Below are 14,755 nucleotides of genomic sequence, written 5' to 3'. Positions count from 1 at the left end.
ATTATCGCGCGTGGAACGGCTTTTACATTCAGAAATTACGATGCAGTAGAAGATGAATGGCAAGTATTGTATTCTCTAATTTTTTATATAGCAAGCTTGTTGACGCCTTTCTTTTTAGGCATTATTGCAGCAGCAACCGTTTCATCATCAATCAATCCTGATGCAACCAACTTTTTGGATCTCTATATTTTTAGTTGGCTCAATCTTTTTGGCGTCGCTGTAGGACTTTTTACGATTGCAATTTGTTCGTATTTGGCGTGTATTCTTTCCATCCGAGAAAGCCGAAGTGATGACGAAGTAACGATGATGATTGGGAAATCTAAAAAAGCAATGCTTCTTGTAGTCTTGACAGGCGCAATGGTCTTTGGTGCCGCTTATTATTCTGGAATCCCATTATTTCAGTGGATATTTTCGAAACCTTTAGGAATTGCAGCCGTTGTTGTAGCAACGATTTTGCTAGGTTTAATTTTCTATTGTATGAAAATCCGAAAACTCCTTCCAATTCGATTATTTGCGGGATTGCAAGTGGTTTTAATTTTGATTGCAGCCACGTATCAACATTATCCAGATATTGTTTTATTAGGAAACGGTAACCATTATTCTTTATTAGAACACGCCGCTCCAGAAGCAACAATAAATGCATTGGCTTGGGCGCTTTTAATTGGCTCCTTATTCATCCTACCTTTTTTGTTTTATTTGATTTACGCCATGAGAAGGAAATAAAAAAGCCACTTCAAAATTGAAGTGGCTTTTCCGTCGGGGCGGCAGGATTCGAACCTGCGACCTCCTGGTCCCAAACCAGGCGCGATGACCGGACTACGCTACGCCCCGAGGTCAACGAAACTTTAATAAAAAAACTCACAAACAAGTTGTGAGTTTTTTGTGAGCGCGACAGGATTCGAACCTGTGACCGTCTGCTTAGAAGGCAGATGCTCTATCCAGCTGAGCTACGCACCCTTCCAGAGATTACTCTCATTATTTTTAAAAGTCGGGGCGGCAGGATTCGAACCTGCGACCTCCTGGTCCCAAACCAGGCGCGATGACCGGACTACGCTACGCCCCGAAATATAATATAAGTGCGGAGGGTGTGGGATTCGAACCCACGCGACCCTTTCGGGTCGACAGTTTAGCAAACTGCTCCGTTAACCACTCCGGCAACCCTCCTTACTTTTATTTAATTTTAATGATCGTTTAACTGCTGAATTGCGAGTGCAAATATAGAACACTTTTTAATATCTACCAAATTATTTTTGTGATTTTTTTTCATATTTTTGACACGTTAAAACACAATAAAAGCCCATTATATGCGTAATTCCCTATATGTCATAGGATTAGGAATCACTTTAATTTCTTGTGGTTCTCAAAATAATTCAAAAAAAGTTGTGGCAACTCCGAAGCCTACTACAAAAACAACGCCCGTCAACCCAACAACTCCTGTGGTAAAGCCACCAGTAAAACAAGAAGAAGCTGACTTCTATAAAGTGAATATTGCTGACCCAACTAAGAATGATAATACGATAAGTTACGGATCAATTGTATCTGCAAAACTTAATAATTATAAAGTTGTCAAAAATTATTTTCCTGCTGTAGCACAAAATTTTCGTCAACGTTATATTATTTTGCACTACACCGCTTTGGACAATGACAAATCTGTTATGGTATTAACACAACAAGCCGTAAGTGCTCATTATCTTGTAAATTCTTATGACGATAATGAAATCTATCTTTTGGTAGACGAAAACAAACGTGCTTATCACGCTGGTGTTAGCAATTGGAGAAATGATCAAAACCTAAACGACATCTCTATCGGTATTGAAATCGTGAATGGTGGTTGGGAACAAAATTCTACCGGAACAAAAAACTTCCCTGGTTTTCCTGATGAGCAAGTTAAAAAAGTTGCGAGTTTGGTAAAAGATATTGCTACACGCTACAACATTCCTCCTACCAACATCTTAGCACACTCCGACATCGCGCCAACAAGAAAACAAGATCCAGGACCTATGTTCCCATGGAAGCGTCTGTACACCGACTATCAAATCGGAATGTGGTATGATGACGCCAGTAAAGCTTCGTTTTTGAACGCTATGACGCCTGAAGATTTTGCCGCACAATACAATACACCTCAGTTTATCTATAAAATTCAAGCGGCTTTGGGAAAATTTGGATACAAGCTTGAAAACACCACAGCTTGGGACAAACCAACAAAGCAAACGATAGAGGCTTTCCAATATCATTTTAGACCTGAAAAATCGGACGGAATTATGGATTTGGAGACTTGGGCTATTTTGCAAGCTTTAATGCTAAAATACCCGTCTAAATAAGTTTTTCTTAAAATTTAAATTTTAAATATTTTTAAATAATTTTGAAGCGGGGACGACTTTGTCGTTCCCGCTTCAAAATTAATTATTGTCTAATTTTTCACCTATATGGCTTTTTGAAAAAATTGTGGTAAAAATACGACATCATAATAAAAACCTTGTAAACAAAAAAAAATTTGAACACAGCTCTCAGCAAAACACCTGTCCGTAAATATTTGTTGTTAAACATAATTTTAATTTTATTACAATTAGTTACTTTTATAACAGGCAGTTACTATATCGAATCAGAGCTTGGAGAGGTCTCACTATGGTTTTTATATATCCACTGGAAAACATTTTTTACTGTTATTTTAAGTATTATAATATTTTCAATAATTATTAGTATTTTGAAATACATCGAATTAGAATACAAGAATAGAGTTTTAATATCTTGTTTATTTTTAAATACTATTTTTCTTTTATTTTTAGTTTATAAAGCATACGACATTTACGTCACCAATACAGCTCCGCCGGTATTTCACCACTAAAACAACCGCCAGAATAGTATCAAAAATACATATCACCAATTCTCGAATAAGTCAAATTTATTGATTTGAATCTCTATTTTTTTCCAAAACTTCTAATTATCCCCCATCTGCGTGAAGGCGAAGCGCATTGTTGGAGCTCGTTTTTTACGAAGGACGCTGAGCGGAGTCGAAGCGTTACTTCGACTCCGCTCAGTAACCTTTTTTCGGCTCCTCTCAGTGTCCGAAGTATAAAAACAGCGACTGGTCGAAGACCGACCCGAAGTTTGGGCAAAAGAAAACCTCATAGGTTTCTAAAAACCTATGAGGTTTGGCAAAGGCAAAAACTGAGGGACACGCCCAAAGTTTAAGTATTTTATGGATTAAATCCTTCTATAATTTTTGAAAAATCTTCGATTTTAAGTGCTGCTCCACCAATTAATCCACCATCGATGTCTGGCTGAGAGAAGATTTCTTTCGCATTGTCTGGCTTTACAGATCCACCATATAAAATAGAAATTTCGTTCGCCACATCTTGACCGTATTTGGCAGCGATAAGACTTCTGATATGCGCGTGGATCTCCTGCGCTTGCTCTGGCGTTGCAGTCTCGCCCGTTCCGATCGCCCAAACAGGCTCGTAAGCGATAACCACTTTTTTGATTTCGTCTTCAGAAAGCGTGAAAAGCGCCACTTCAGTTTGGTTTTTTACCACTTCGAAATGTTGACCAGCTTTACGTTGCTCCAAAGTTTCGCCATTGCAATAGATCGGCGTAAGACCAGCATCGAGAAGCGCTTTCACCTTTCTATTTGCGTGACTGTCAGTCTCACCATGATATTGACGACGCTCTGAGTGCGACACCAAACTTCCGTTAACGCCAATAGAATTGATCATATCAACCGATATCTCGCCAGTGTATGCACCACTTTGATATTCTGATACATCTTGTGCAAAAACTTCAACTTCACCGTTTTTGAAAATATCTTTTCCCATCGGCAAATACAAAGCCGGCGGCGCGATGTAAACTTCGCAGTTTGTTTTGTTGTTCTTTTTGTATTCTAAAAGTTGGAACATTAAAGCTTCTGCATCCGCAAAGTTTTTGTTCATTTTCCAGTTTCCTGCAACAATGTTTTTTCTCATTTTATTTTTATTAAATTTAATATTAATCCATTTTCCAGATAGTCTTCATCATCGTGTAATATTGATGTTCTACACGCGTTACTTCATGATCCGCCTTAATCAATTTCTTTGCAAAAACACGGAATTCTTCACGCTCTGCTGGCGTCGAATCGTCATAGAAACATCTCGCATGAAATTCGAAATGATCTTTCCAATCGCTCGGCTGCAAACTTGCAATGACATCCAACTCGTTATCCAAATTCAAGCGAAACGGAAATTCTTCCGCCAAATACTCTAAGATAACTTTTTCTTCTTCAGGACTAAATTTGTAATCGACAGCTGACAACAACATCAGCATGTGATATCCTGCAATTGATTTATTTGATTTTTGCATAGTTTTACTTTTGATATTTTTCTAAATAATCTTTAGCACTCAGTTTTTCAACTATTTTTCCTTTTTCTAAAACCATCACAAAAGGATTACTTCTGGCAATGGTTTTAATAGCGATTTCGTCCATTGCAAGGTTCGGAATTTTGTTAAAGAAATCCTGTTGCGTCGATACGCCGTATACTTTTGCAGAACGGTCATGCATCAACATATTTTGGATTTCTGCAACCAATTGCGTCGACGCTTCTTTTGGTTTATAAACGAATACCAAAATTGCTTTTGGCTCGTTAAGGATTTCTGCAGTTTTGTCTTCGCCAGTTGGCGACTCTAGCTTGAATTTTTTAATTTCGGACTCGTATCCTTTTTTAACAATTTCGGAAGTTGTTTTTCCATCTTCGATTTGCCAAGTTTCTTCTTTCCAATAATTCTTATTGATATATTCGTCTTGGTCAATTTTCTTTACTTCTCCAGTTTTAGAATTTTTAAGCGAATAAAAAGTTTTGTAAACAGAAGGATCTTTTTCGATTTTTTGACGTTCAGCATTGAGATCAGTTCCGATTTTATAAGCTCTGAAATCAATTAAAGGCTCGTGCTTGATACCACGATACATCACGAAAATCATCACCACAACAAAAACTCCCAGAACAGGAAGTTTAACACAACCTAAATCCGTTTTTTCCTTATAGTTTTTATTCAACAATAATAAAACCAACAAACCTACAAGTAGCGCGATATCTTTCCAAAAGGATTGCCATGGCGTCATCTTCATCGCATCACCAAAGCATCCACAATCGGTTACAACATTATAATAAGCCGAATAAAATGTCAGAAATCCAAAAAATACGCAAAGCGCAATTAACGCAACGAGTGTAGCTTTTAATTTAATCTTCATCAAGAGCATAAAACCTAAAGACAACTCCAAAACCACAACAATGGTTGCGAGCGCCAAAGCATATTGCTCAAAAAAAGGCATATTAAAAACCGAAGGCGAAAAATATTCTTCCAGCTTAAAAGAAAAGCCTTTCAAATCAACGGCTTTTACAAAACCTGAAGCAATAAAAATTATCGCGATAATATAACGTAAAAGTCTTTTGATCATATTTTATTGAATTTAAGATGTGTATTTTATCAAGCAAAAAACGGCGTAATTAAGCATATCAAAATAGTTAGCATCCAAACCTTCGGACACCAAAGTCTTACCTTGATTATCTTCAATCTGTTTGGTTCTTAAAACTTTTTGAAAAATTAAATCAGTAATAGAACTGATTCTCATTTCGCGCCAAGCTTCACCGTAATCGTGATTTTTGCGCTCCATCAAAGCTTTAGCTTCGTTTGCATATTTGTCGTACAAACTCATGATTTCTGTAGGATCAGCATTAAGATCGTCTGAAAAACCTTTCTCCAATTGAATCAATCCAATGATGGAATAATTGACAATTGCCACGAATTCGTCTTTTTCGTCTTCGTCAACCATTTTGACATCTGTCATCTGCAAAGTACGAATGCGATTGACTTTAATGTAAATTTGATCGGTAATAGAGCTCGGTCTCAAAATACGCCAAGCCGAACCATAATCGATAAGTTTTTTCTGAAAAAGATCTCGGCAGCTTTTGATAACCTCATCAAACTGCATCGATGTATTCGCCATAAAAGTGAGTTATTGGTCAAAGATACTAAAATTAGTAACTTATTAATAGATGATGCTTATCAACTTCTATTCTTTGATAACTTTCGTTTTTTGAATTGTTATGCCATCATTATCTTTGATAACAACAAAGTAAACACCTTTATTCAAATTAGAAACATCAAGTGTTTTGATATTAGTTTGATTTAGCAATTTTTGTCCTGTCACATTATACAATTCAACATTTGATAATTTTGAAAAATTCAAAACATTTGTTGCTGGATTTGGAAAAACTGATATTTCAGAAAGTTTACTCTCAGAAGTTGCCAACTTACAATCTGTACTGTAACGTGATTCTGGATTTTTATTAAGCCAAGTAGAATTGGAGTAATTAACATCATCAACCTCAATACACTTTAATTCTGGATTACTTGATGAATCAAATCCGTTGCTTTTTATCAGTGTATTATTAGAATTTTTAATATTCAGGGATGTTAATTTATTATTACCAACAATTGCAAGATACAATTTTTTATTATTGCTTAGATCTAAAGACTCTAGAGAACATTTGTTAAGATACAAATAACTTAAATTAATATTTTTACTTAAATCTATAGTTTTAAATAAATTACCATATGCATAGAAACTATCTAAATTAAGGTTTTGGCTTAAATCAATATTCTCAATGTTGTTGTAACCAATCCAAAGAGATGTCAATGCTTTATTTTTCGTGACGTCTAAAGTATCTAATTTATTGTTTTCTACAAAAAGGAGTGTTAATGCCAAATTCTTAGAGACATCCAATTTAGTAACTTTATTATTGGAGATAACTAAATGCTCTAGATTAACATTGTTTGAAAAATCTACTTCAGAAATCATATTATCTCTAAGGATTAAAGAACTTAGATTCTTAAAAGTTTCTATTCCCGCAATGGATTTAATGTTTTGACTAGAGCAGTCAATCTTCCCAGTGAATAACTCAGCCTCAGAAACTTGTATTTGCCCGTCTTTATTAAGATCAATTAGCGGAGTCGAGTTCACACATCCTTTAAATGCAGGATCGGGAAAACTTACAACCTGCGCATTTGCTATTGTAAGACTTGAGATAAATAAAATAGTAGATAAAAATATTTTCATAGTTTATAAATTTGATATTTCGCAAAAATACTTCTAAAAATTGTAATTCAAAAAATTATTAAAAATGAAAAATTGAGTATCTAAAATTGTAAATTTGTGAAATGAAGTTTTCCAATTCAGCGTTCTCAGCAGATAAACAATTCAGTATCAATTGCAATGGCCGATTAATCGATTTGAGCCAGCCCAAGATTATGGGAATTCTCAACCTGACACCAGACTCTTTTTCTGATGGTGGAAAATTTAATTCTGAAAAAAATGCATTACTTCAAGCCGAACAACTTCTGAAAGATAATGCAAGCATTATCGATATCGGTGCACAATCAACACGACCAAACGCCGAACATATTTCTGCTAAAGAAGAAATCAATAGAATTGGAAATACTATCTCTTTAATTAAAAAAGAATTTCCCGAAGCTTTAATTTCATTGGACACTTTTTATGGCGAAGTTGTAAAGTTCGGTTACAACGAAGGCATCGACATTGTTAATGATATTTCGGCAGGACAATTTGATGACCAAATGTTAAACGAAGTTGCGAAAACTGGACTTCCATACATTTTGATGCACATCAACTCCGATTACGACAAAATGCATCACAAAGAACATTCTGATGATATTATTATTGAATTAAATAAATTCTTTTCGAAAAAAGTTAACGAGCTTAATCAACTTGGGATTAAGGATATTATTCTTGATCCAGGTTTTGGATTTTCCAAAACACAAGACAATCAACTACAAATTATTAATGAGCTAGAATACATCGGTTTTGGAGAATTTCCTATTTTAATTGGAATTTCGCGAAAATCTTTCATCTACAAACCCTTGGGAAAAAGTCCTTTGGAAATTCAAGAAGAAGTTGCAAAAATCCACCAACAACTTTTCGAAAAAGGTGCCAAAATTTTCAGAGTCCACGAACCAGCATTGCTAAAATTTTAAAACATGAAAAAGATGCTCGAGACACTTCGCCTCATGTTAAAACGTTCTTTCGACAACATCCGAAATGAACAACTAAAACACAATCTTTTACAAGCAATTCCTTTTTGGATAGGTTCGGTCATTACTGGTTTTTTCGCAGTGATGTATGCCAAAATTTTTGCTTGGGGAGAACATCTACTAGAACTCATTATGAATTGGCACGACTGGATGATTTTCATTATCGCGCCAATTGGTTTTGTGTTGTCGTGGTGGCTGGTTAAAGAATTTGCGCCCTACTCCAAAGGATCGGGAATTCCGCAAGTGATGGCAGCCATTGATATGGCGAATCCAAAAGAACATAAAAAGATTAAAAATCTACTAAGCATTAAAATCATCATTCTTAAAATTATTTCCTCAGTCGTTTTGGTTATCGGCGGTGGTGCCGTAGGTCGCGAAGGACCAACAATCCAGATTGCAGGTTCTATTTTCAGAAAAGTCAATGAATACCTGCCCTCTTGGTATCCAAAGATTTCTAAGAAAAATATGATTATGACAGGTGCAGCAGCAGGTTTAGCTGCGGCATTCAACACACCTTTGGGCGGAATTGTATTTGCAGTTGAGGAATTAACCAAAACACATATAAACTACTTCAAAACAGCATTATTTACCGCTGTAATCATCGCAGGTTTAACCGCTCAAACATTGGCTGGTTCTTACTTATATTTAGGTTACCCCAAAACGAGCGACATTTCACTAAGTGTTATTTTTCCAGTGATTTTAGTGGCTTGTATTTCAGGAATATGCGCTAGTCAACTTTCTGTGATCATGCTAAAAATTAGCGCTTGGAAAAAAAGACTTAAAACCAATAAGGCAAATATAATTTTCTTAGTTTCAACAGCCTTAATCATTGCAAGCATCGCTTTTTTTATCAATCGCGAAGTTTTAGGTTCTGGTAAAGAAATCATGGAACGCGTCCTTTTTACTGATAACAAACACGAAGACTGGTACGTGCCATTACTCAGAATGATTGGACCTGCCCTCGCCTTTACATCTGGCGGCGCAGGCGGAATTTTCGCACCCGCACTTTCTGCGGGAGCTAGCTTAGGTTCGGTAATTTCGGGTTTAATTCATTTAACACCACACGAAACCAATGTTGTTATCCTTGCAGGCATGGTGGCTTTTCTGACAGGAATTACACGAGCACCCTTCACTGCGGCGATTATCGTTTTGGAAATGACTGACAGACATTCACTTATTTTTTATCTTATGCTTGCAGGTATGATGTCTTCAATCGCATCAATTTTGGTAAGTCGCCATTCTTTATACGAAGAACTTAAAATTGGATTTTTAAAAGATTTAAGAAGTAAAGATTGATTTACAATTAATTTTATACTACAATTAAAAATTTTAAGAGAAAAAACCTCGCTTACAAGGCATTCAAAAACACATTTTACACTTTTAAAAATAATTTTTGAAAATATTTTAACTGCAATATTATATAATTGTAAATTTTTTTCATAGTTTTGAAACCAAACCAAAACAATTTAAAACGTTATGACAAAAAATTTACTAAAGCTAGCTTTCTGTGCACTTCCACTATTAGGCTACAGCCAAATTTTTCAAGAAGATTTTGATGGTAATGGACCAGGAATTAGCGCTTGGACAGTAATCCATGCAAGTGGTAATACACCTGCCAGCCCAGTTTCACATATCAATGGATGGAGTGTTGCCGATCGTTCGGGACCAGATGGAGAGTTCCAAGAACCACCAGGAAACAACGCTGCAATGAGTACTTCTTGGTTCAATCCTGTGGGTGTTGCAAATGAGTGGTTAATCTCTCCAAGTGTAGCAATTTCAGGCAGCAAACCCACTCTTGTTTGGCAAGCTAAAGCAGAAGATCCTCAATTTCCTGATGGATACAAAGTGATGCTTTCTCCAAATGGAGGCAATACTATCGCTGATTTTACAATCGAACTATTTAGCAAATCTTCTGAAAATGCAAGTTGGACGACAAGAAACGCAGATCTATCAGCTTATCTCGGAAAAAACATTAGATTTGCATTTGTTAATAATTCTGACGACAAGTACATTCTTGCTGTTGACAATGTTAAAGTTGTTAATGATTTTGTCCCACCAGTTTTACCAAATTGTGTTAACCTTCTCACGCCTACCAATAACCAAAACAACATACCAACAAGCAATAATAGTTTTAGCTGGACTGCTTCGCCATCATCGCAAAATGTAAGCGCATATAATCTTTACCTAGGCACGTCCGCAACTGACCTACAATTTATTGGCTATACAACAGGAACAGCTACTAGTCTCACTAATTTAGAATATAATAAAACTTATTATTGGTCTGTAAGACCAATTAATGATGCTGGAGAAGCAACAGGATGTACTGTACAATCCTTCAAAACAGAGACAAGTCCATTTAATCCGTACTGTGGTCCATTAACATTTGATTTCGTAATTTTTGGAATTCCACTCAGCGGCATCGAACCTATTACCTATGTAGAACTTGCAGACATGGTGAACACTTCATCAGATGAACTTGGAGCTGGCAGTGCACATGAAGCATTCTTAAACAAAGTTGCCCATGTAAAAGCTGGTGATTCGTACAAGATTAAACTTGGAGGAAACACAGGAGGAGACTACCCTAACAAATTTGTTGTGTTTTTCGATTGGAATCAAAATGGCAAATTAGATGACGCTGGTGAAGTCTATGTGATTAATGATGATTTAATCAACTCTACAGGAACCGACGGTATCACTATCACCCAGAATATTGTTGTACCACCAACTGCACTTCCAGGTAACACCAGAATGCGTGTTAAGAAAATCATTAACGACACAGCTAGCGATGGAGAAGATATGCCAAATCTTACAAATCCTTGTATTGGCGGAAGATTTGGTCAGGCAGAGGATTATACAGTTAATGTAGGAAGTCTTGCCGTTAATGATGTTCAGAAAAACAAAGCATCAATTTATCCAAATCCAATTAAAGATATAGCAAGCATTAATGCAAATTCAAAAATTGAAAACATTAAAGTATTTGACCTAAGTGGAAAATTGATTTCTAGCGAAGATCCTAACTCTAACAAAACAGAATTAAATCTTTCTAAACTGAAGTCTGGAAATTATATCATTAGTCTTAAGACAGAATCAGGAGTTGAAAATATAAAGGTGATCAAAAAGTAAACTTTTAACTCCAAATAACTATTAGCGCTACTTCAAATTGAGGTAGCGCTTTTTTTATTCAAATTTGAGAAAACATAATTAAATTCAAAAACTATGATTTAAACTCCAAAAACCAGGCGCAATACTGATAAAACCTCAAAAATTAATAATTAACAAATCCTTAACACAATAAAAGAAAACAAAAATAAAACCAACAAAACATCCATATTTATTACAAAATAACAATCATATTACAATTCTTTAACAAAATATTTGCATTTTAATTTTTTTTTAATATATTTGAGAATCACAAAACCAAAAAATTAAAATTATTATGAAGAAAGTTCTACTATCATGTTTTGTCGCATGGGGAGCAATCGCTTCAGCACAAACAGTAATCTTCGAGGATAGCTTCGAGACTTACACAGATTTCGCAATTGCGAATGTTGGAAACTGGACCTTAACAGATGTTGACCAATCTGCAACCTACGGATTCAATGGTGTTCAATTTCCAAATACTGGAGCTAAGAAATCGTTCCAGGTATTCAATTCAACTACTACAACACCTCCAATGACACCATCCGCTACATCTGACTGGACGGCAAGAACTGGAAGCAAAGCGATGGTAAGTTTTGCTGCAACAGTACCGACCAATAACGACTGGATGATTTCCCCACAAATCCAAATGACCTCTGGTACATTAGAGCTAAGTTTCTGGGGAAAATCTTGTGATGCTACTTATGGAGATGAGAAATTCAAAGTTCACGTTTCAACTACAGGAACAGATGTTGCTAACTTTACAGCAATTACCTCAACCGCTGTGTCTTCACCTGCAGATGTTACTTGGCACAAATACACTTATGACTTAAGTCAATATGCTGGTCAAAAAATCTACATTGCTATACAATGTATTTCTAACGATCAATTTGGATTTGCTGTCGATGATTTCAAAGTAACTAGCTCAGCTGCACAAACACAAGCACCAGGATGCCCTACATTAACACTACCAACCAATGGTAACCAAGCTGTTGCTGTAAACCCAGCACCAAACTTAACATGGACAGCTTCAACAACTGGAGGCTCTGCAAGTAGTTATGATGTATATCTGGGTACCAGCCCTAACCCAACTACGCTTTTAGGCAACTTCACTGGGACAACAGCTGCCGCAACAGGTCTTTCTCCACTAACCACATATTATTGGAAAGTTGTTCCTAAAAATAGTGTAGGTTCTGCAACCGGTTGTACAGAATTCTCTTTCAAAACGCTTAATGCAAACCCTCCAGGTTGCGTAACCACTGTAACGCCAGCAGATGGTGCAACAGGTGTACCTGCTGTAACAACGCCAATATCTTGGTCAGCACCAACAACTGGCGGCGCACCAGTATCTTACGACGTATATTGGGGTACAGATGCTGCAACGATTGCAAAAATAGGAAACACAGCAAATACTGCGGTTAACATTACTAACACAAGCTTTGACACAACATATTACTGGAAAGTAGTAGCTGTAAATACTGATGGTACAAGTGCTGCAAGTTGTCCTGTATACAAACTAACAACTGGAAGCAACCCAGTTGCTCCATATTGCGGACCACTTGCCTTTACTAATGTTGAGCCAATCACTAAAGTAACATTTGCTGATCTTACAAATAGCTCACCTGCTGCAACAACATCTCCAGCTCACGAAGCATTCTTAAATAAGGTTGCAACAGTTAAAAAAGGTGAAACCTATACAATGACACTTGAGGGCTATACTGGAGGAAACTACAAAAATAGATTTGTTGTATTTGCTGACTGGAACAAAGACGGAACATTTGATGCGACAAAAGAAACTTATGTTGTTGAAGGTACCTTGGAAAACTCAACAGGAGCAGATGGCAAAAATGTAACAATTAGCATCCCAATTCCAGCTGATGCCGCAGAAGGAAATACGAGATTAAGAATTAAGAAAACTTTTGGTACAAACCCTTATGTTGACCCTTGTGTGATAGGCAGCACTTTTGGACAAGCTGAAGACTACACCCTCAAGGTTATTGGCTCTACTCCACCTGTAACTTATTGTGAAGTGGAAATGGATTGTACAGATGATGACACTATTACGAATGTAACATTTGCTGGAATCAATAACGATTCTGAGTGTGGTACTAATGGATATTCTGACTTCTCTAGCTCTGTTGCACCAGCACAAGTTAATGCTGGACAAACTTATCCAATCTCAATCACTGTTGGTGATGGATGGTGGGAGCATGCATTCGTTTGGATTGATTACAACAATAATGGTTCATTCGAAGATGCAGGAGAATACATTGGTCAAATCGGAGAAGGTGGTGTTGGTGTTGTAACATCTGGAAACATCACGATTCCAACGACTGTACCTACTGGTAACTATAGAATGCGTGTTCTTGTTAATGCAGGACCAGATAACGACGGACCTTGTATGACAGAAGGCTACGGAGAATATGAAGATTACACAGTACATGTAACAAACAACTTGGCTGTTAGCAATGTTAGCAAAGCTAAAGTACAAGTATTCCCTAACCCAGTTGTTGATGTATTAAAAATCAATAGCGCTTCTAATGCTAAATCTATCAAAATCTATGATATGAATGGCAAATTAGTAACTAACCAAGCTGCTAAAAACACTGCTAACGAAGTTAACATGGCTAGAATGACGCCAGGTTCTTATGTAGTAGTTGTTGAAACAGAAAATGGTTCAGAAACTATTAAGGTTATCAAAAAATAATCAATTTTAATAATACCTATTGAGCTGCTCCAGAAATGGAGCAGCTTTTTTTATTTAATTAATGTGTAATTAGAAAAATAATTATATCTTTGCAACTCGAAATAATTAACCAATTAATTAATCATTATGAACAATTACGAAACTGTTTTCATTTTAACTCCCGTTCTATCTGATGCACAGGTGGAGGAAGCAGTGCAAAAATTTGAAGGCCTTTTAAAAGAAAAAGGTTGTGAAATCGTTGCTAAAGAAAAATGGGGTCTTAAGAAATTAGCTTACCCTATCCAATTAAAAAAGAATGGATTCTACACTTTAATCGAATTTAAAGGTGAAGGTGATGTTGTAGCTGAGTTAGAATTAGCTTTCAAACGTGACGAAAGAGTTATCCGTTATTTAACTACAAAATTGGACAAGCACGCTGTTGACTACGCTGTAACTAGAAGAGCTAAAGTTAAAGCTGCTAAAGCTTAATTATTAATCCTTAAAACAAAAAAGACATGGCAATAGATGATATGGCTAAACAAGCCTCAGCTGGTGGAGAATCTGAAGTAAAATTCTTAACACCACTTGATATCAACACAAAATCTGAAAAGAAATATTGTAGATTCAAAAAATTCGGAATTAAGCATGTAGATTATAAAGATGCTGATTTCTTATTACAATTCGTTAACGAGCAAGGTAAAATCTTACCAAGACGTTACACAGGAACTTCTCTTAAATATCAAAGAAAAGTATCTGCAGCAATCAAAAGAGCTAGACACTTAGCTTTGATGCCTTACGTAGCAGACCTTTTAAAATAAAAAGCTCCTAGCCAATAGCTTCTCGCTGTTGGCT

13 protein-coding genes and 4 tRNA genes are annotated in these 14,755 nt (G+C 36.2%); 8 read left to right on the top strand and 9 right to left on the bottom strand.

Translation table 11 applies throughout. From position 1 onward, the window contains the following. A partial coding sequence (locus tag Q1V95_RS00505; protein WP_300669018.1) for a cytochrome d ubiquinol oxidase subunit II occupies window positions 1–723 on the top strand: 723 nt, incomplete at its 5' end. 33 nt (window positions 724–756) lie between these two features. Here the strand turns inward: Q1V95_RS00505 and Q1V95_RS00500 are convergent. The 4 genes from Q1V95_RS00500 to Q1V95_RS00485 form a co-directional block, all read right to left on the bottom strand. After that, window positions 757–831 (bottom strand) — tRNA-Pro (locus Q1V95_RS00500). A gap of 52 nt (window positions 832–883) precedes the next feature. Further along, a tRNA-Arg gene (locus tag Q1V95_RS00495) sits at window positions 884–957 on the bottom strand. A gap of 31 nt (window positions 958–988) precedes the next feature. Continuing rightward, window positions 989–1,063: transfer RNA gene (locus Q1V95_RS00490), tRNA-Pro, on the bottom strand. 16 nt (window positions 1,064–1,079) lie between these two features. After that, window positions 1,080–1,164 (bottom strand) — tRNA-Ser (locus Q1V95_RS00485). A 140-nt stretch (window positions 1,165–1,304) separates the two neighbouring features. Between Q1V95_RS00485 and Q1V95_RS00480 the strand changes: the two genes are divergently transcribed. Beyond that, entirely contained in the window at window positions 1,305–2,321 is a 1,017-nt protein-coding gene (locus Q1V95_RS00480) for an N-acetylmuramoyl-L-alanine amidase (RefSeq protein WP_300669015.1), read from the top strand. 876 nt (window positions 2,322–3,197) lie between these two features. On the opposite strand, the gene tpiA is transcribed toward Q1V95_RS00480, so the two are convergent. The 5 genes from tpiA to Q1V95_RS00455 all read right to left on the bottom strand — a co-directional run bounded on the left by tpiA (window position 3,198) and on the right by Q1V95_RS00455 (window position 7,087). Further along, window positions 3,198–3,959: a triose-phosphate isomerase gene (tpiA, locus tag Q1V95_RS00475; protein ID WP_300669012.1), complete on the bottom strand. Its 762-nt coding sequence runs from the start codon at window positions 3,957–3,959 to the stop codon at window positions 3,198–3,200. Between the two features lie 22 nt (window positions 3,960–3,981). Then, window positions 3,982–4,332, bottom strand: a complete 351-nt coding sequence (locus Q1V95_RS00470; RefSeq protein WP_300669010.1) for a TerB family tellurite resistance protein — start codon at window positions 4,330–4,332, stop codon at window positions 3,982–3,984. A 4-nt stretch (window positions 4,333–4,336) separates the two neighbouring features. After that, window positions 4,337–5,425 (bottom strand): BT_3928 family protein, encoded by a 1,089-nt coding sequence (locus Q1V95_RS00465; RefSeq protein ID WP_300669008.1) that lies wholly within the window; start codon window positions 5,423–5,425, stop codon window positions 4,337–4,339. A 12-nt stretch (window positions 5,426–5,437) separates the two neighbouring features. Further along, a complete protein-coding gene (locus tag Q1V95_RS00460; RefSeq protein WP_300669005.1) occupies window positions 5,438–5,974 on the bottom strand; it encodes a DUF1599 domain-containing protein in 537 nt (178 codons plus the stop codon). A 66-nt stretch (window positions 5,975–6,040) separates the two neighbouring features. Then, window positions 6,041–7,087, bottom strand: coding sequence for a T9SS type A sorting domain-containing protein (locus Q1V95_RS00455; RefSeq protein ID WP_300669003.1), 1,047 nt, complete (start codon window positions 7,085–7,087; stop codon window positions 6,041–6,043). Between the two features lie 101 nt (window positions 7,088–7,188). Here Q1V95_RS00455 and folP point away from each other — a divergent pair, with 101 nt between their 5' ends. From folP to rpsR, 6 genes are all read left to right on the top strand, one after another. Further along, entirely contained in the window at window positions 7,189–8,022 is an 834-nt protein-coding gene (gene folP / locus Q1V95_RS00450; RefSeq protein WP_300669000.1) for a dihydropteroate synthase, read from the top strand. Between the two features lie 3 nt (window positions 8,023–8,025). Continuing rightward, window positions 8,026–9,375, top strand: coding sequence for a chloride channel protein (locus tag Q1V95_RS00445; RefSeq protein ID WP_300668997.1), 1,350 nt, complete (start codon window positions 8,026–8,028; stop codon window positions 9,373–9,375). 180 nt (window positions 9,376–9,555) lie between these two features. After that, on the top strand, window positions 9,556–11,202 hold the full coding sequence (locus Q1V95_RS00440; protein WP_300668995.1) for a choice-of-anchor J domain-containing protein: 1,647 nt from the start codon (window positions 9,556–9,558) through the stop codon (window positions 11,200–11,202). Between the two features lie 313 nt (window positions 11,203–11,515). Then, window positions 11,516–13,924, top strand: a complete 2,409-nt coding sequence (locus Q1V95_RS00435; protein ID WP_300668992.1) for a GEVED domain-containing protein — start codon at window positions 11,516–11,518, stop codon at window positions 13,922–13,924. Window positions 13,925–14,050: 126 nt separating this feature from the next. After that, window positions 14,051–14,392: a 30S ribosomal protein S6 gene (rpsF, locus tag Q1V95_RS00430; protein WP_300668990.1), complete on the top strand. Its 342-nt coding sequence runs from the start codon at window positions 14,051–14,053 to the stop codon at window positions 14,390–14,392. Window positions 14,393–14,418: 26 nt separating this feature from the next. Further along, window positions 14,419–14,721 (top strand): 30S ribosomal protein S18, encoded by a 303-nt coding sequence (gene rpsR, locus Q1V95_RS00425; protein ID WP_027382072.1) that lies wholly within the window; start codon window positions 14,419–14,421, stop codon window positions 14,719–14,721. Window positions 14,722–14,755: the final 34 nt, after the last annotated feature.

This window comes from Soonwooa sp. (assembly GCF_030151385.1).
GTDB lineage: Bacteria > Bacteroidota > Bacteroidia > Flavobacteriales > Weeksellaceae > Soonwooa.
This window is presented reverse-complemented; position numbering and strand designations above follow the sequence as displayed.